This window comes from Paraflavitalea sp., from assembly GCF_059502485.1.
The window spans coordinates 2650773-2668604 of record NZ_JCACET010000008.1; the positions used below are offsets into that span (position 1 = coordinate 2650773).

Annotated in this window: 13 protein-coding genes; 5 read left to right on the forward strand and 8 right to left on the reverse strand. The window is 47.1% G+C overall.

Annotation, left to right across the window (positions count from 1 at the left end):
- The first annotated feature begins 25 nt into the window (after window positions 1–25).
- On the forward strand, window positions 26–2548 hold the full coding sequence (locus AC5JBY_RS13305) for a PIG-L family deacetylase (RefSeq protein ID WP_495905087.1): 2523 nt from the start codon (window positions 26–28) through the stop codon (window positions 2546–2548).
- Between the two features lie 29 nt (window positions 2549–2577).
- Here the strand turns inward: AC5JBY_RS13305 and AC5JBY_RS13310 are convergent, their stop codons facing one another.
- Complete coding sequence (locus tag AC5JBY_RS13310) at window positions 2578–2799, reverse strand: hypothetical protein (RefSeq protein WP_495905088.1); 222 nt, start codon at window positions 2797–2799, stop codon at window positions 2578–2580.
- A gap of 54 nt (window positions 2800–2853) precedes the next feature.
- Between AC5JBY_RS13310 and AC5JBY_RS13315 the strand changes: the two genes are divergently transcribed.
- Window positions 2854–4581, forward strand: a complete 1728-nt coding sequence (locus AC5JBY_RS13315; RefSeq protein ID WP_495905089.1) for a sodium:solute symporter family protein — start codon at window positions 2854–2856, stop codon at window positions 4579–4581.
- On the opposite strand, the gene AC5JBY_RS13320 is transcribed toward AC5JBY_RS13315, so the two are convergent.
- Window positions 4582–6099, reverse strand: a complete 1518-nt coding sequence (locus AC5JBY_RS13320; protein ID WP_495905090.1) for a hypothetical protein — start codon at window positions 6097–6099, stop codon at window positions 4582–4584.
- 304 nt (window positions 6100–6403) lie between these two features.
- On the opposite strand from AC5JBY_RS13320, the gene AC5JBY_RS13325 reads away from it, so the two are divergent.
- Window positions 6404–7105, forward strand: coding sequence for a hypothetical protein (locus tag AC5JBY_RS13325; protein WP_495905091.1), 702 nt, complete (start codon window positions 6404–6406; stop codon window positions 7103–7105).
- An 18-nt stretch (window positions 7106–7123) separates the two neighbouring features.
- Here the strand turns inward: AC5JBY_RS13325 and AC5JBY_RS13330 are convergent, their stop codons facing one another.
- The gene (locus AC5JBY_RS13330; RefSeq protein WP_495905092.1) at window positions 7124–7714 is read right to left on the reverse strand and encodes a methyltransferase; all 591 of its coding nucleotides are present in this window, start codon (window positions 7712–7714) and stop codon (window positions 7124–7126) included.
- Between the two features lie 44 nt (window positions 7715–7758).
- Here AC5JBY_RS13330 and AC5JBY_RS13335 point away from each other — a divergent pair, with 44 nt between their 5' ends.
- A complete protein-coding gene (locus AC5JBY_RS13335) occupies window positions 7759–8322 on the forward strand; it encodes a dihydrofolate reductase family protein (protein ID WP_495905093.1) in 564 nt (187 codons plus the stop codon).
- A 200-nt stretch (window positions 8323–8522) separates the two neighbouring features.
- Here AC5JBY_RS13335 and AC5JBY_RS13340 read toward each other — a convergent pair whose 3' ends face one another.
- The 3 genes from AC5JBY_RS13340 to AC5JBY_RS13350 all read right to left on the reverse strand — a co-directional run bounded on the left by AC5JBY_RS13340 (window position 8523) and on the right by AC5JBY_RS13350 (window position 11706).
- Window positions 8523–9698 carry a threonine synthase gene (locus AC5JBY_RS13340; protein ID WP_495905094.1) on the reverse strand — a complete coding sequence of 392 codons (1176 nt, stop codon included), beginning with the start codon at window positions 9696–9698 and terminating at the stop codon, window positions 8523–8525.
- Between the two features lie 144 nt (window positions 9699–9842).
- Window positions 9843–10778, reverse strand: a complete 936-nt coding sequence (locus AC5JBY_RS13345; protein WP_495905095.1) for a LysR substrate-binding domain-containing protein — start codon at window positions 10776–10778, stop codon at window positions 9843–9845.
- A gap of 97 nt (window positions 10779–10875) precedes the next feature.
- Window positions 10876–11706, reverse strand: coding sequence for a universal stress protein (locus tag AC5JBY_RS13350; RefSeq protein WP_495905096.1), 831 nt, complete (start codon window positions 11704–11706; stop codon window positions 10876–10878).
- A gap of 236 nt (window positions 11707–11942) precedes the next feature.
- Between AC5JBY_RS13350 and AC5JBY_RS13355 the strand changes: the two genes are divergently transcribed.
- Window positions 11943–13862: a beta-N-acetylhexosaminidase gene (locus tag AC5JBY_RS13355; protein WP_495905097.1), complete on the forward strand. Its 1920-nt coding sequence runs from the start codon at window positions 11943–11945 to the stop codon at window positions 13860–13862.
- Between the two features lie 115 nt (window positions 13863–13977).
- Here AC5JBY_RS13355 and AC5JBY_RS13360 read toward each other — a convergent pair whose 3' ends face one another.
- A complete protein-coding gene (locus AC5JBY_RS13360; protein ID WP_495905098.1) occupies window positions 13978–16341 on the reverse strand; it encodes an ABC transporter permease in 2364 nt (787 codons plus the stop codon).
- A 330-nt stretch (window positions 16342–16671) separates the two neighbouring features.
- Complete coding sequence (locus AC5JBY_RS13365) at window positions 16672–17814, reverse strand: glycoside hydrolase family 172 protein (RefSeq protein ID WP_495905099.1); 1143 nt, start codon at window positions 17812–17814, stop codon at window positions 16672–16674.
- Window positions 17815–17832: the final 18 nt, after the last annotated feature.

Sequence of the window (17832 nt, forward strand, 5' to 3'; positions counted from 1 at the left end):
CCGATGTAAAAACCAACCTGTTTACATGATGAGATTTTTTTACCCGAAAAATGGCGGTTTGTGTTTACTGTTGTTATTGAATGCGTTGCTGTTGAAAGCTCAAACGCCGCCTGCCTATTCCGCCGCCGATATTTACCTGCAGATCAAAAAACTGAAAGTACTGGGTTCCGTGCTCTATATGGCCGCGCACCCCGATGACGAAAATACCCGTCTGCTGGCCTATTTGGCCAAAGACAGGCTGTACCGTACCGGTTACCTTTCCCTGACCCGTGGCGATGGTGGTCAAAACCTGATCGGTGATGAGCAAGGCATCGACCTGGGATTGATCCGCACGCAGGAACTGCTGGCAGCCCGCCGTATCGATGGCTCCGAACAATTCTTTTCCCGCGCTTTCGATTTCGGTTTCAGCAAAAGCACCGATGAGGCCCTCTCCACCTGGGGCAAAGACAAAATACTGTCCGATGCAGTATGGGTGATCCGCAGTTTCCAACCCGATGTCATCATTACCCGTTTCCCCGAAGATGCCCGTGCGGGCCATGGCCACCATTCCGGCTCTGCCGTGATTGCCCATGAAGCCTTCCGCGCTGCTGCCGATCCCAATGCTTTTCCCGAACAATTTAAACTGGGCGTGAAACCCTGGAAGGTGAAACGCATTATATGGAATACGTTCAACTTCGGCGGCAACAATACTACCTCCAACGATCAATTGAAAATAGATGTAGGTGGCTATAACGCTGTAATAGGTAAAAGCTATGGCGAAATAGCTGCCGAGAGCAGAAGCCAGCACAAAAGCCAGGGCTTTGGTGTACCTGCCGCCAGAGGTGTAGCCTTTGAATATTTCTCCCCGGTAGAAGGTGACGCTGCTAAGACCGATATCATGGACGATGTAAACGTGTCCTGGTCTAAAATAGAAAAAGGAGCTGCTATCGAAGCGAAGATCGACGAGCTGCTGAACAGCTACTCCCTGTCGAACCCCGAACGCTCTGTACCGGCACTCGTAAACCTCTACAAAGAGATCAGCAGCCTGTCCGAAGGTTACTGGCGCACACAAAAGCTGCAGGAAGTGCAGCAGCTGATTGAACGTTGCAGTGGTTTGTTTATGGAAGTGAACGCTACTTCCGAGTTTGTAGTGCAAGGTGATACCATGCGGGTAGTAGCAACGCTGAACAACCGTCTGGGCGCCAACATCCAGCTCACACGTTTTACCCTCGATGTGTTCGATTCTACTTTCAACAAAACATTGGCTGCTAATAATAACACCACCTTCGCCAAATCTATTTATGTGTTCACTACCAAGCCGGTGACACAACCTTACTGGCTGGAACATAAAATGACAGAAGGTTCTTTTACAGTGAAAGAACAATCCTTTATCGGTCGTGCGGAAAGCATTCCTTCTTACCTGGCTACTTTTGAAGTGAAGGTGGAAGGACAGTCATTCAACTTCACCAAGCCGGTACAATTCAAATTCACCGATCCGGTAAAAGGCGAGCTGTATCGCCCACTGGTCGTAGTACCACCTGCTACAGTGAGCACTGAACCCGGCATTGTGATCTTCCGCAAGAATGAAAAGGCTTCGGAAAATATCATGCTTCGGGTAACAGCCAACAAAACATTTGATCACTATACAGCCAAAGTATCCAAGCGGCTGAAGTATGATAACTCCATCACAAACGATACCAACTTCTCCCTCATAAAGGGGCTCAACAAACCTTACAATTTTACCATCAATAATGGTATGCTGAAAGGCCTGGAGCAAGACAACGTGCAGGCATTTGTAGAATTGAAGAACGGGAAAGTAGAACAGCCTGCTTGGCTAAATGTAACCAACATTCTGTATGATCATATTCCCCCCATCCATTATTTCTACCAGGATGCCGTGAAGGTGCTGAACATCGACCTGAAGACAGTAGGTAAACGTATCGGTTATATTGAAGGAGCAGGCGATAAGGTGCCGGCTGCCCTGGAGCAAATGGGCTATGATGTGGTGGTGCTGAAAGAAAACAACATCAACGCTGCTATGCTGAAACAGCTGGATGCGGTGATCACTGGTGTGCGTGCTTATAATGTACACGATTTCCTGTTTACGAAGTATGATGTGCTGATGGAGTACGTAAAGAACGGTGGCAACCTCATTGTTCAGTACAACACCAATAACCTGATCAGCACGGTGAAGAGTCGTATCGGGCCTTACCCTTTCAACATCTCCCGCAACCGTATTACGGATGAGAAAGCGAAAGTGAGCTTCCTGTTGCCAGAGCACCCGGTGTTGAACTATCCCAACAAGATCACAGAAGCTGATTTCGATGGCTGGATACAGGAGCGGGGCATTTATTTCCCCGAGCAACTGGATACTGCATACAAGTCAGTGCTGTCTATGGCCGATCCCGGAGAGCCTGCCCTGAACAACAGCCTCGTTGTAGCTGATTACGGAAAAGGAAAGTTTGTGTATACCGGCCTTGTATTTTTCCGTGAGCTGCCTGCGGGCATTCCCGGAGCTTACCGGTTGCTGGCCAATATCATCGCATTGAATAAAAAGAAAGGATTTTAATAAATGAGTGCACCGTCGAGAGCCAAAGGTCAGATCGCGCTGGTAATAGCTATAGTGGCAGGTTTGATCATTGGAAAGTTGATAAAGAAAGCTACCATCGGCTTTGCCATCGGTATTATACTGGGCCTGCTGGTGTTAATGATATTGTCAAAAAGAAAACGATAACGATTGCCAAACAATACATCAGTTTCTCCTAACGAAGAAAAAGTGCCTGTATTCAGGAAGTGGCGCCACTGGTACTGGTTGGTCATTGGCTTCCTGTTACTGCTGATTGTATTGTTTTATTTGTTTACCAAACATTACGCATGAATTTTTCCACGCTGGATTGGGTGGTACTGGTGGTTACCCTGCTGTGCATTGTACTCTATGGGGTATACAAAGGCCGTGCGTCTCAAACCCTCGATGGTTATTTCCTAAACAACCGGCAGACGCCCTGGTGGATCGTGATGCTGAGCATCATGGGCACACAGGCGAGTGCGGTTACCTTCTTATCGGCACCGGGCCAGGCTTATACCGACGGGATGCGTTTTGTGCAATACTATTTTGGATTACCACTGGCCATGGTGGTCATATGTATCGCCTTCGTGCCCATCTTCCGCAAGTGGAAAGTATATACAGCCTACGAATACCTGGAACAACGCTTTGACCTGAAAACAAGATTGTTCGTGGCTGCCCTCTTCATGCTGTCGCGCGGATTGTCGACAGGCATTAGCACTATTGCACCTGCATTGATCTTGCACAGCTTGTTGGGCTGGGACATGACGATCACCAATATCTTCATGGGTGGCTTGCTCCTGATCTATACAATCGCTGGTGGAGCTAAGGCAGTAGCCTATACACAACAATTACAGTTCATCATTATTTACGCAGCCATGTTTGCCGCTGCCTGGTGGGCCATTAAGATGCTGCCGGAAGGCGTGGGCATCACGGAAGCCCTGCACATCGGTGGAAAATCGGGTAAGCTGAATGTGATCACTTCCGGCTTTACCGACGATGGTTTCGACTGGAAAGACCGTTTCAACATCTGGAGTGGATTGATAGGCGGCTTCTTCCTTTCACTTAGTTACTTTGGTACCGATCAAAGCCAGGTGGGCCGTTATCTCACTGCCCGTAGTGATGGAGAGAGCAAGTTGGGATTGCTGCTCAATGGCATCGTTAAAGTGCCATTGCAGTTTGGTATTCTGTTGATAGGAGTGTTCATCTTTACTTTTTACCAGTTCCATAAAGCCCCGGCTTATTTCAACCTGGCCGAAGAGCGCACAGTAAAAGCTGGCAAATATGCTGGTGAATATAAACAGGCTGAACAACAATACCAGCAGTTGCAGGAGGAGAAAGTGCAAACGCTTAACGGCCTGTCGGCTGCCATTAAAGTGAAAGATGAGAATGCTGTCGAGCAGTATCGTGAGGACCTTCAGTTGCATGAAGTGGCTGCCAAACGGCAACGCGACTCTGTGCGGGCAATCGTTAGAAAAGCCATTCCCGGCAGTGAGGCCCGGGATACCAACTATATTTTCCTGCGCTTTGTAGGCGATTTCCTGCCCAATGGATTAGTAGGGTTGATCATAGCTATTATCTTCCTCGCAGCCTGGGGCAGCATTTCACCGGCGCTCAATTCCCTTGCTTCCTGCACGATGGTGGATTTTCATAAGCGGCTGTCCAAACGTCCGATCACGCCATTGATGGAATACAAATGGTCAAAGCGTTATACGCTGCTGTGGGGTGTCTTTTGTATTATCATGGCACAGTTTGCTTACAATCTTGGTAATAGTTTGATCGAAGCGGTAAACATCCTCGGCTCCTGGTTCTACGGAACCATCCTCGGTGTATTCCTTGTAGCCTTCTGGCTGAAGCGGGTAGGAGGGACGGCCGTGTTCGTTGCCGCCGTACTGGCGGAAATAGTAGTTGTATCTGTTTATTTCCTGAATATCGTTTCCTTCCTCTGGCTAAATGCCATCGGCGCCGTAGCAGTGGTTGCGTTTAGTTTACTGCTACACCCTTTCTGCGCGAAACGGGCTATAGAAGAAAAAGCATAGTTATTGTATAGTAAACGATGCAAGCTTAAAGCTTCCTTTCGATCCGAGTGGAAAACTGTGCCCTCCTAATGCCCCCGATGGCCGGTGGTGCAAAGTAAAGACACCGATGCCTTCGCCGGTAGCATTGGCAAAATGTGGTGAAAACCGATGCATATCATCAGGTATATAATTGGTGATCTTGATCCTGTTCAGTGCTCCTTTTTCATTTACATGAAAAGACGTTAACTGGATCGAGGGCCATGAACTTCCCAGACCGATCTCGTTTGGCCGCTGCTCAGGTTGAGGACCGGTATAGCGGGTATAATCATGGAAGAATATATACAGCTCTTTATTGTTTTGTAATATGGGCAATACGCCGCAATACACTTTATAGTTTAGCTCATGCTGCGCCATAGGAATGGCCTGCATCCATTCCAGCTCCAGTTCTTTTTTGATCTTCAGGATGTATACACTTTTGACCCTGGTGGTGTTTACAGAGTGGCCGGGCATTACATAGTGGGAAGTCTGTAATCCGGTTTCTATGGGTTGCAGCACCATTAAAATAGTGCCATCGGATAATATAAAATGCTTTACCATTTCTGCGTCAGCTGCAACGCCTTTTTCTTTCACCTTCAGTAAAAACTCTCCGGAAGCTTGTGGCCAGAACGCAGCGCTGCCAATAGCTATCTCTTTTAGTCCGGTCACTTTTTTTGACCAGCTGCTAAACTCTCCTGAAACGATATATTGAAAGTCCTCTTTTTTTGTTTTAGCTAATAAGCCGGTGAAGGACAGACCGGATTTGCTATTGGTCCATACTATGTTTGACAGGCGGCCGGTTGGAAAGTCATCAACTAAGGTGGTAACTGTTTGTCCCTGTTGGTTTACCTCGGTGATGAGGTATTGAAAAGGCCTGTAATCTTTCTTTTCTGCTTTCACCCTTATTTTGTTGATGGCATATAAAGATCCTTCTGGAGAAATTATAAAGGTTGTATTGTCGATATAATCGCTCATATCTTCCAGCTGGAAAGAGAATTTGGTGATCACGTCCATTTTATTATCCATGATCACTCCTACAAAATCCTGGTTGGATTTTTTCCCGGAACCAAACACGGCAAAGCTATAGCTACCGTCAGGTGAAATCCCTTTATAGAAATCTCCCACGTTGTTATTATTCGTGATCGAAAAAACAGGCGTCAACTTTCCTATGACCTCTCCTTTCATTACATCGAATGCCAGGAGAGAGATGTCTTTCTTATGGTTAGAGAACAGGTACAGCTTTCTATTATACTGGATAGCGCCAATGTATTTGCTGTCTGCAAATTCATCTATGTAATGCGAGTATTTCGTTTGCATGGTCCGGGTATAGGCGGTCACCTTGGGTCTTTTGGAGGTAACGGCTACATACGTGTCCGGGGCAGGGATAAAGACATCTCCTTCGCCGTCCGGAATGCCAGGGGACTGGTTGATGGAAATCGTTTGTGCTGAAACCAAGCCAGAAATAGAGAGGGCCAACAAAAGGAGTGTGTTCAACTTACGCATAAGGATATTAGGGATTTGGCCACAAAATATTACCCATTGGCTAAATAATCAATAGGGGAAGTAACCCTTATAGATATATTTAATATTCGATATGTGTACATTGATTTTTCATTGATCCTCCATACTGTAATGGAAGATCAATGGAGGATCAACGGAGGATGAACGCAGAATCAATGGAAAAATAGAGTAGTTAAAACGATCTTACTGAGTTCGCATTGACTTTTGATAAGTCTCGTTTTCTGGAATTGGGACAGGTATTGTGGATGTGCGTTATTTCTGGTACTTTCAGCAAGAATTATCAGTTATGGGCCTCGATACCGTAGAACTTGTAATGAAAGTGGAAAAGACTTTTGGCATTAATATTCCTGATCAGGAGGCTGAACAAATCAGTACCGTGGGTGACCTGCATGAAGCCGTTTGGCGGTACATAGACGGAAAAAACAGTGAAACCTGTCAGTCACAGGCACTTTTCTACAGGTTAAGACAAGCATTTACAGACTGCTTCCAACTTCCCCGGCAAGATTTCAGGCCCAATACACTTATGGAAGATATCCTGCCGAAACATAACAGAAGGCAGGTATACGCAAATTTTGAACAGGCGATCCAGCTTGAATTACCTGAACTGACTTTCAGGGAACCCTGGCGAAGCCTGATCACTTATTTTATCATCATCGTGGGAGGAGTCAGCTTGGTTGGTACCTGGATACTCGCTCCGTTCGATTATTTTCCCTGGTTCTGGATATCACTGCTCGTATCATTTATTGTAATTATCATTTTGTGTCTGTACCTGCTGAAACCACTGCAGACAGCGATCATGCAGCATACTGTAAGGGAGTTTACTTATAAGGTGTTTAGCCTTAATTATGATAAGTTGAACAGGATGGATGGGGTACACAGGAAAGACATGGAAACTGTTATCAATCATATCATTGTTGATATATCGGGCGCAGAGCTACACGAAGTAACACCAGAGAAGAGAATATGTGATGACCTGGGTATGGATTAAAATGTGAAACAATACCGGCTATTTCATTGCGATCATAAACACTTCGCTATTCATTCTTGGCTTAATCGAATTATAACAAGGTGCCAACACTTGTACTTTGAATAGCGGCGCAAACAACCCTTTATATTCTTCCTCGCTGCCGCCGAATGGCGGACCTCCTTCAAACGCGCGGTCGAATAGTACGCCCACCAGTTTACCTCCAGTCTTTAATAAGCTATGCATCTTGCGTACGTATTCCCCGCGCAAAGAAGGCTCCAGGGCGCAAAAAAAAGTTTGTTCCAGAATGAGATCATATTGTCCTTCAAGCGCAAAGAAGTCGCCGGTAATGATCGTCAGCCGGCTGCCCACGTAAGTGCTGAACTTTTCAGCCAGTTGTTGGGTAAGCAGGGGAGAGATATCTATCAGGGTTATGTTGTTGAACCCTTGTTGCAGCAGGTATTCCGCTTCATAGCTGTTGCCGCACCCCGGAATAAGAATAGTTATGTCCTTATTGACAAGTTGGTCGATGTATTCTTTGAGCGGTGTGGATACATGGCCTACATCCCAGCCGGTTTGATGTTGCTGGTAACGGTCATTCCAATAAGTAGCATCCAATGGCAGATCGTTCATAGAATAAAAGTAAATGTTTTATTTTTAGTAAAACGAAAGCTCCTATGCGTAAACTTATCTTATTGGCACATGTATCCCTCGATGGCTTTGTGGCTGGTAAAAAGGGAGAACTGGATGGATTTCCTTCAGGCGAAGAGAACCTGCAATTCGTATGTGATTTGACGAAAGGAGCCGATGCCGCCTTGTTTGGCCGCAATTCCTATCAGTTGCTGGAAACCTATTGGCCCACCGCAGGGGATGCTCTCAACGCTTCTGCGGGCGTAAAGTTCTATTCGGATTGGTATAACCGTGCGCAAAAGATCGTTGTTTCCAAAACATTGGCTGGCGCACTCAACAATACGACTGTAATCGGTACCGACATACCGAACGCGATCAGTAAGCTCAAAGAGCAGCCCGGCGGAAACATATTGATCTTTGGCAGTCCGGCTACTGCCCAACTATTGATGCAACACAACCTGATCGATGATTATTGGATTTTCGTCAATGCCGTAACGTTTGGTGAAGGCATTCCACTGTTCTCTGCGGAGACTGGCCTGACAAAGTTTAAGTTGGTAGCTGCTCATCCGCCGTTGCCCAATGGCGAGGTGCCCTTGCATTATACGCGATAATCCTGCGGGCAACAATCGTTGCTGCTAACAATAATAAAAAGGCCCCCGTTCCCACGGAGGCCCACCTTTAACATAAAACATCCATAATCAAACGAAGTTGATGAACGGTTAGACCATTATATTAAACCTGTCAGGCTTTTTCGTTAGAGGCCTGGCGAAACCCGACAGGTTTTAAATGGCAAGCAATCGTATTGCATCGGTCACATAATATTCTGCAGGTATTTATAACCTGAGCCAGTGTTTAGCATTAATATTTTTTCATCACGTTGTACCAATTGTTGATCCAGCAATTCCAACAAGGCCTTCCACAAGGCGGCGCCTTCAGGCGCTATGATCAATCCTTCTGCTTTGGCAATTTCTTTTACTGCTGCGATCATATCCGCATCCTGCACAGCGATAGGCCGTCCCCCGGATTCCCGTAATACCCGGAGGATCATATTTTCCGCAAATGGATTGGGCACCGCCAATCCGTTGGCAATAGATGGCCGGCCTATATAATTCTTTGCATTGGGTTGTACGCCATTCCACGTATGTACAATGGGTTGGCAGGTCGCTGCCTGTACGGCAATCATCCTTGGGCGCCTGCTGTCGATCCATCCCATTTCTTCCATTTCATTAAATGCTTTCCACATACCGATCAGTCCTGTGCCGCCACCGGTAGGGTAGAGGATCACATCTGGCAGTGTCCAGTCGAACTGTTCTGCGATCTCATAGCCCATGGTCTTTTTACCTTCCAGGCGCCAGGGCTCTTTGAGCGTGGATATATCAAAGCATTCGATAGACTGTTTTATTTGCGCTACCTTTTTAGCGCAATCACTGATGAGGCCATCCACCAATACCAGCTCTGCACCATATAAAAGACATTCATCTTTAAACACCTGTGGCGTGTGGCTGGGCATTACTACAATAGCCCTGATACCTGCCGCTGCACAATACGCCGCCATAGCGCCACCTGCATTGCCGGCTGTCGGCACAATACACGTATGCGCGCCTGCTTCTTTGGCTTTGGATACAGCCATGCTCAATCCACGTGCTTTGAAGGAACCTGTCGGATTGCCTGATTCATCTTTAATGAATAAGTTGGGCAACTCATACTGCGCGCGCAAATGCTTTGGGGTAAGGATAGGCGTCATGCCTTCTCCCAGGCTTACAATATTATCTGGTTCAAAAACAGGCAACACTTCGCGGTAGCGCCACATGCTGGTAACGCGACCGCGCAAAGATGCTTTCGAAAAATCATTGGGCAATTCATATACCGCCACGAGAGGCTGGTTGCAGCAGGGAGCGTAAGTCTGCATTTCAAACGCACTATAAAACTGTCCACACTGTGAGCAGGAGAGATGTGATAGAGAAGTAAACTGCTGTACCGTTTGCATAGTAGCCGGGTTTAGACAGTACAAAAATATTCCTCGCGCGGTAAGTATCTCATACCGATTGCTTATACGCTATAACTTTTAGTTATAACCATTTGTTGCTGCAGGCGGGCTAAACGCTGCATGAAAAGGGACTTTAAGAAAAAATTAATATTTAGTCTTGCTATCGGGTCGACTAATGGTTTTGCTGTAGTAGCTGGTCGCCAGCTTGATGAATTGCTGGTTGATGCGATCGGCTTCTGAACCACGGCGTTGTACAAAATAGAAAGGACGTTGTATGGAGATGCCGGGAATGTTGAGGCGGACCAGCTCGCCATTTTTTAATTGGCGCGCTACTGATCGCAAGGGTAAAAAACCGAGGCAGGTATCGTCGAGCAGGAAGTTTTTCAATGCTTCTGTTCCGCCCAATACAATACGTTGTTTGATATCGGCAATGCTGAGCTTGCATTTCTGTAGGGCTTCTGTTACTGCCGACAGTGTGCCGGAACCTCGTTCGCGTAAGGCTATGGGAATTTTCTTCAGTTCTTCGGGTTGTATCACTTTCTTTTTAGCCAGCTCACTGCGGGCGCTGCATACCGGTATCACTTCATCGGTCAGGAAGTACTGGTATTTCACGGTAGTGATGTTGTTCTTGCCCTGCGTGATGGCCAGGTCTATTTCGTGATCCAGTAGTGCTTTTAGGATATTCTCGGAATTACGGTTCACCAGCGTGAGGTCGATATTGGGGTATTGCTGATGAAAGGAAGAAAATACAGGCGGTATCACGTATAATGAAATAGTGGTGCTGGTGCCCAATGTAAGGGAACCTTTGGCAATATGGAGGTTCTTCTGTCCGGTGATGTCGAATTCCAGCTGCCGCTCCAGCTCCCGGCCCTGCACCACATATTCCAGTAATATCTTGCCTTCTGCGGTGAGTGATACCGAATTGCCCTTGCGTTCAAAGAGGCTCACCTTGTATTCCTTTTCCAGGGTTTGAATATGTTTGGTAATGGCAGGCTGACTGATGTACAGCACTTCCGCTGCTTTGGAAAAGCTGAGGTGAGTGGCTACTTCGAAGAAAACGGTATGCCCGAAGTTGATCATAATAAATGAGGAATGGCTACGTAAGTTACGTCAGTTGAGGACAAATAAAAAAGCGTTCCGTCAGCCACGGAACGCTTCGTATAAGTCGGTTATGTGTTTACTCATGTATAGCCACAATAGGAATATGGCTATGGTAAGCCAGTTTCTTGGTGTGGCTGGTCTTGAAGATGCCACCCAGGAATGAGTTGGTCTTTGGAATGGTAATGATCAGATCGATCTCCTTGTCCTGTGCATACTGGCTGATGGCCTCGAGAAAGTCATACTGCCTGATGAAGAAGAACTCGGGTTTGTAATCTTCCAGCAAAGTGCCCAGGAGGTCGGCTTCTGCTTTGTACTCGTCGGTCACCGCTACATAGTGTTCGTGGTCCACGTTCACGATGTGCAGGGTGGGTTTGAAGATATCCAGTACAGATTTGATAGGTGCTACGGGGGTAGTGGTGGCTACCTCTTTCAGGTCGCTGGCCAGTACCACTTTCTTGATCTGACGGAAGGCCGCATCGGGTGGTATGATCAATACGGGGCAAAGGCGGGTATTCACCATATCGAGGGTGTTGCTGCCGATGAAGATCTGTTCCAGGCGGGTAGCGCCGGTAATACCCATAATCACCATGTCGATATCATAATGGCGCACGTAACGCTCCATGTTTTCCACGAGGGAAGAGCCATATTCCAGTACCGTATCGATTGAAGTGCCGCCTGCAAAAGGGGCTATTTCATCTTTAAGTTGTGATAAAGCGCTATTCAGGATCAGCGCTCTGTCATCGTCGTCTTCAGTAAGCAGGGAGCCATCGGAACCTGCAGCTATCTTATCGGACACATTGTAGAGAATGATCTTTGCATCCGCTACTCCTGCCACAGCCTGAGCCGCATATTTGGCCGCATTCTTCGAAGTATCGGAAAAATCAGTAGGAACGAGAAATTTTTTCATGTGTTCGTTAGTTTTTTTGAAAGATACGGGAATATCGGCATTCATGAATCGGCAAATGGTCAATAATGTCTGATATAATATTTTATGCAATCACTTATTTCTTGTGTTGGGAAATCGGATTTTAATCAACTTTTTAAGTGTAGAGGCAACCGATTGCGCATCGTGGCCGACTTTGGTTTCTCCAATAATTCCCTATTTTTAGAACCTTTAAACAGTTTGCACAAATTGACGATAATATGAAAAAAGGTATCCTTGTTCTTTTCCATGCTTTTATTGCGTTGACGATGTTTGCCCAATCCGAAGGGATAGCGATCATCCCGCAGCCGGTTTCCCTCGAAAAACGGGAAGGGCAGTTCCCCTTTACCGCCCAGACGCGCATCGAGGCGGCCGACCGCAACCCGGATGCGCTACGCGTGGCCAATTTCTTTGCTGCGCAGGTACGCAAGTCTACTGGTTTTGCTGCCGTGGTGCAAACCACTGCTGCTGCCACCCGTACGAATGTGATCAGCTTTACCCTCAATAAGGCCGAAGAGGCCGACTTGGGCAATGAAGGCTATCGCCTTGAAGTGTGGGCCACCGGCGTAGTGGTAAAAGCCAACAAGCCTGCAGGCCTATTCTATGGCATGCAAACCCTGCTGCAGTTATTCCCCAAAGACATAGAGAGCAAAACGGTGGTGGCAAAGAAAAGCTGGACGCTCCCCGCTGTGCGCATTTCCGATTACCCCCGCTTTGGCTGGAGAGGAATGATGCTGGACGTTTCCCGCCATTTCTTTACCAAACAACAGGTAAAGGAATTCATCGATGATATGGTAAGGTACAAATACAATATGCTGCATTTTCACCTGACCGACGACCAGGGCTGGCGCATTGAGATCAAGAGCCTGCCTAAACTAACATCTGTTGGTGCGTGGAGAGTGGAAAAAACGGGTAGGTTTGGCACCTTCTCCCAACCCGAGGCAGATGAGCCACGCAGCTACGGTGGCTTTTATACCCATGAAGATATCAGAGAGCTGGTGCAATATGCTGCTGACCGCTTTGTGAACATCATGCCTGAAGTAGACGTACCAGGCCACAGCATGGCGATGGTGGCTGCTTATCCCGAGCTTTCCGGCACACCGGGCACTTACCGGGTAAACTCTGGTGAGAAGTTCATGCAGTGGAACGGCGACGGTACTTTTTACGCGATAGTAGACAATACCCTGAACCCGGCAAATGAGCAGGTGTATACCGCACTGGATAAAGTATTTACAGAAGTAGCAGAACTGTTCCCCTTCGGATACATTCATATGGGTGGCGATGAGTGTGCCAAGAACTTCTGGGAGAAAAATGAATCCATCAAACAACTGATGGAGAAAGAGAAGCTGAAAGATATGCACGAAGTACAAAGCTACTTTGTGAAAAGAGTAGGCAAGATCATCGAATCCAAAGGTAAGAAGATGATGGGCTGGGACGAGATCCTCGAAGGAGGGCTCGCTTCTGGTGCGGCCGTGATGAGCTGGAGAGGTGTGAAAGGAGGCAAAGAAGCTGCAACTGCAGGTCATGAAGTAGTGATGAGCCCCAACAGCAATGTATACATTGACCTGATGCAGGGCGATGGCGCCATCGAGCCCCCGGTATACAGCACCGTGCGCCTGAAAAGCTCTTACCAGTTTGAACCTATACCTGATGGCGTGAGCCCATCCCTGATCAAAGGTGGACAAGCGAATCTGTGGACTGAGCAGATCTACAACATGCGCCATGCACAATATATGACCTGGCCCCGCGCCTTTGCCGTATCAGAAGCGGTATGGTCGCCCAAAGCAAAGAAAGATTGGAACGGTTTCATAGGCCGGGTAGAACAACACTTCCAGCGCTATGATGTGGCAGAGAAGAAATATGCCACCAGCATGTATGAGCCAATCATCAATCCTTCTTACGATGCTGCCGGTAAAGTGAAAGTTGAACTTAGCACAGAAGTGGAAGGACTGGATATTTATTACAGCTTCGACAATTCCTTCCCCGACCGCTTCTATCCCAAATATGCCGGCGCAATAACCGCTCCCAAAGATGCGGAAAACCTGCGGATGGTTACTTACAGAGGCAAAGAGCAGGTAGGACGTATCGTGACGATCTCTGTTGCTGATCTGAAAGCACGAGCGGATAAGAAGAAGAAATAAGTTGAGCAGTTAAAAAGTTTATAAGTTGAAAAGGGGAAACATCCAGACGATGTTTCCCCTTTTCTATTTGATTGTTTTATTGCTCGCAGCTCATAGCTCGAAGCTCGCAGCTTTCCTACTCACTTCGCAACGTCTTCACCGGATTGGTCAGCGCTGCCTTGATCGATTGAATGCTGACAGTCAGCAGGGCAATTACAACAGCAATCAATGCTGCCAGTGCAAAGACAACCCAGCCGATATTTACTTTATAAGCAAAGTCCTGCAGCCAGTTGTTCATCGTATACCAGGCGATGGGGCCGGCAATGACAATGGAGATCAGGACAAGCGTGATGAAGTCTTTGGCCAGTAAATGAATAATGCCACTCACGCTGGCGCCCAGCACTTTGCGGATGCTGATCTCGCGGGTGCGCACTTGCGCAGTATAAGCCGCAAGTCCCAGCAGGCCAAGACAGCAGATAACGATGGCTATGCCTGCAAAGATGTTGAAGATGGTGCCGGTGCGTGTTTCTGAAGTATAGAGTCTGTCGAAAGTGTCGTCAAGGAACGAATACTGGAAAGGCCTTCCTTCATTGTATTGTTTCCACACTTGCTCAGCGGCAGCAATGGCCTTGGGAGCGTCCTTCCCGGTGGTCTTGATATAGAGGATGGCATTCTTATGTCCGTGGGGATAAAAGATAGCAGGTTCTATCCGCTTCTTCATCGAAGCAAAGTGAAAGTCCTTTACGACGCCTGCAATAGTACCATTGATGTCCCATAATTTAAAGGGCTTGCCAATAGGGTCTTTAATACCAATTTGCCGGATGGCTGTTTCATTGAGGATGAAGTGCGCCGAGTCGGCTGGTGTACCGGTGAAGTTGGAGCCGGCTACCAGTTGCATTTTAAAGAAAGGAATAAAATCTTCCCGCACGCCGATCGGATACATCATCATGGTTTCATTGGCACCCTTACCGGTCCACCAGTTGTTGCCTGTCTGACTGGAGAGCTCGATGATGTTTTCATCGGCGCGTGTTACCTCCAGCACACCGGGCTGACTGAGTAAGGTAGATTTGATCGTACTATAGTTCTTACCGCCATCGCGCACCCACATGCTCAATACATGGTCTTTCTCATAGCCAAGGTTGCGCGACCGGATATAACTCAGCTGGTTGCCGATAATGAGCGTGCTGATGATGAGCACTACCGAACAGGTAAATTGTGTCACCACCAGTCCCTTCCTGAACAGTGCATCGCTGATGCATGCATTCATTTTCCCCTTCAATACTTTGAGCGGTTCAAAAGAAGACAGCAGCAGGGCAGGGTAGATGCTGGAAACGATCAGCGAACCTGCGATGGTACATAGCAACAACACCCACAAATGATAATCCCGCAGGTTCAGCACCAGTTCTTTTCCTGAGAGTTGATTGAAGTAAGGCAACAGCAGTTTGATGACACCAATCGACAGCGCAGCCGCCAGAACGAACAACAAAGTCGTTTCAATAAAGAACTGCATAAACAACTGCCATTTGGCAGCGCCTACGATCTTGCGCATGCTCACCTCCTTGGCACGCAACATAGAACGTGCTGTGCTGAGGTTCACATAATTGATGCAGGCAATAACAAGGATGATCAAAGCGATCCAGGTAAACATGCGTACCGTTTCCATGCCGGCCTCTTTACCATCCGAGAGGTACAGGTGCATATCCGGTACGTGCAGGAATTGATATTTGATGTCTGTATCATCTGCTTTATTACGCAGGTGGATATTGCGCAACTGCGTAGCCAGCTTGTTGAGGTCGGTACCGGGTTGCAACAGGAAGTAGGTGAAAAAGTTGAACTGGTGGAAATCATTGTCTATTGTTCTGCCATCCGTGCGTCCTTTGTATTCAATATTGGCATACAACTGCAAGGGCATCACCAGATCATATTGAATCGTAGAGTTCTTCGGAACGTCTTTGGTAATACCGGTCACGGTGAGGTTGGTATTTTTATCACACACGATCACTTTACCGATGGGGTCTTCATCACCAAAGTATTTCCTGGCAGCCGTTTCCGTCAGTACGATGCTGTTGGCATTTTGGAAAGGATTGGTATTGCCTTTAATGATAGGGAAGTTGAATAAAGAAAAGAAAGAGGGATCGGCCATGATGCGCCTTTCTACTTCGAGGTGCTTCTCCTGATAGATCATGTTATAAAACACACCACCATAACACCAGCGGGTCATTCCTTTAATGGCAGGCAATTCCTGTTTGCCCATCACACCAATGGGTGCAACGTTGGAAGTCCATATCTGCACACTGGCGCCGGTACCTACCTGGTTTTCCAGCTTATACATGTTGTCGGCCTCCTGGTGGAAGCGATCATAACTCAATTCGTCTTGCACCCATAACAAGATAAGGATACCAACAGCGAGGCCTGCAGTAAGTCCGGCAATGTTGATAGAAGCGTAAAACTTGTTCTTGACAAGATTACGCCACGCAGTTTTTAGATGGTTCTTAAACATATGAGATGATGTTTATAAAGGTGGTTGGAACAAATAGAATATCTCTTACTGCATAAATCGGTGGGAAAACAGTGCCAGTTGTACTATGATTTGATAAACAGTAAGTTGGGGAGGTGAATTAAGGATGAAACTGTACGTTTTTATTACACAGAGTGTCCGGTTTACCAATTGCGCAATAAAAAAATATAATGCGCTGCAACGATATCGTATTGACCAATGTCAACACATAGCAAGCCCTTTGGCTGCATTTTTAGTAAGATTTAGTAAGACGGGTTTAGGGGGTTAAATCAGTCTCTTCTAAGGGCCTTCCGCGGGAAGGCCCTTCTTTATTTAGTTCTGCTCCAGTTGATCTTTCGAAGGTAGTTTCGGAAAAGAAGTATGTGGCTCCAGTTGATACCAGAACACAACCGAGCTGATATCCGATTGCTGTTGCAGGTATCTGCCGCCACTTTTCCAGCCAAGGTCCTGCATGGTGATCTTAAGGTCTTTCTCAAAACGTACCGGATCGGTCAGGTGCCAGCGGTACATGCCAAAGCGTTGTTGAGAAGTGTATAGTCCATCAGGCCTTATTACCTGGTGCAACCCTGCATAAGCTGTACTGAACTCTGTATATTTTCCTTTCACATCGAAGTTGTAAGAACCGCAGAAGTAATCTTCCGTGCCGGTACCATTGATGGTAGGAAATTGCGTGTCGCCATCCATGAAGAACTTGATCTCACCTTCGCCCCACCAGCCATTGTTGTGAATACCATAAGCCATGTAAGTGCCTACATAATGGCCCTTGCCTTTGATATTATCGATCATAGTGTATAAACCACCCTGTGTGGGGTTATTGCGACGAAACTGTGCATGAAAATAAGCTGCATCATCCGGCACTTCAGTAAGCGTGTAATCGATCTGGTAATAAATGCGCATATCCTCTGCTGCGATATTCTCCAGCGTGACGCGGCACTTCTTACGGAAAGGCATTGGCCAATAACAATTGAACGCACTGCCGGGATTAACAGTAACCGCAAGAGAATTAAGTGGGGCAAAAGTACCCCAACCCATACCAAAGAAATCTCCCACGGGCACTTCTACAGAAGGCTCTTTTTCATCATCCCAATAAAAACGCAGTATAGAAAAACGCCAGTTGCCTGTAGGTGTCATCCAGATATGTTGAATGGCGCCGGAGCCGGTGATCTCACCCAGTGTAAAAGTGGTGCCTTTTTTCACCACAACATAGGGACTCACTTTCCATCCTTGCCCCAGTTCCCGCGCTTCGTTCTTTGCAGAGCCGTTTTCAAGCGTGGCCATACCACCCTTGCCAGGCTCGCCGGTAAAGTTCTCAGGACTGATAGAGCGTGTTTTGGCATTAGAAACCCGGTAGATGTTGCCCAGGTTTACATCGAGACCATTGAAAGAATTGTTTTTCTGTGCAATAGCAGCAGTCGTTATGGTGACAAGCGCCACCAGCAGTAGTATTGACCTCATGTGCATACAGGATTTTAG

Excerpts from the sequence above, each read along its gene's own strand:
- AC5JBY_RS13355 (WP_495905097.1), top strand. The coding sequence starts at position 11,943 with ATGAAAAAAGGTATCCTTGTTCTTTTCCATGCTTTTATTGCGTTGACG.
- AC5JBY_RS13350 (WP_495905096.1), bottom strand. The coding sequence starts at position 11,706 with ATGAAAAAATTTCTCGTTCCTACTGATTTTTCCGATACTTCGAAGAAT.
- AC5JBY_RS13330 (WP_495905092.1), bottom strand. The coding sequence starts at position 7,714 with ATGAACGATCTGCCATTGGATGCTACTTATTGGAATGACCGTTACCAG.
- AC5JBY_RS13365 (WP_495905099.1), bottom strand. The coding sequence starts at position 17,814 with ATGAGGTCAATACTACTGCTGGTGGCGCTTGTCACCATAACGACTGCT.
- AC5JBY_RS13325 (WP_495905091.1), top strand. The coding sequence starts at position 6,404 with ATGGGCCTCGATACCGTAGAACTTGTAATGAAAGTGGAAAAGACTTTT.
- AC5JBY_RS13345 (WP_495905095.1), bottom strand. The coding sequence starts at position 10,778 with ATGATCAACTTCGGGCATACCGTTTTCTTCGAAGTAGCCACTCACCTC.
- AC5JBY_RS13310 (WP_495905088.1), bottom strand. The coding sequence starts at position 2,799 with ATGACCAACCAGTACCAGTGGCGCCACTTCCTGAATACAGGCACTTTT.
- AC5JBY_RS13315 (WP_495905089.1), top strand. The coding sequence starts at position 2,854 with ATGAATTTTTCCACGCTGGATTGGGTGGTACTGGTGGTTACCCTGCTG.
- AC5JBY_RS13340 (WP_495905094.1), bottom strand. The coding sequence starts at position 9,698 with ATGCAAACGGTACAGCAGTTTACTTCTCTATCACATCTCTCCTGCTCA.
- AC5JBY_RS13335 (WP_495905093.1), top strand. The coding sequence starts at position 7,759 with ATGCGTAAACTTATCTTATTGGCACATGTATCCCTCGATGGCTTTGTG.
- AC5JBY_RS13320 (WP_495905090.1), bottom strand. The coding sequence starts at position 6,099 with ATGCGTAAGTTGAACACACTCCTTTTGTTGGCCCTCTCTATTTCTGGC.
- AC5JBY_RS13305 (WP_495905087.1), top strand. The coding sequence starts at position 26 with ATGATGAGATTTTTTTACCCGAAAAATGGCGGTTTGTGTTTACTGTTG.
- AC5JBY_RS13360 (WP_495905098.1), bottom strand. The coding sequence starts at position 16,341 with ATGTTTAAGAACCATCTAAAAACTGCGTGGCGTAATCTTGTCAAGAAC.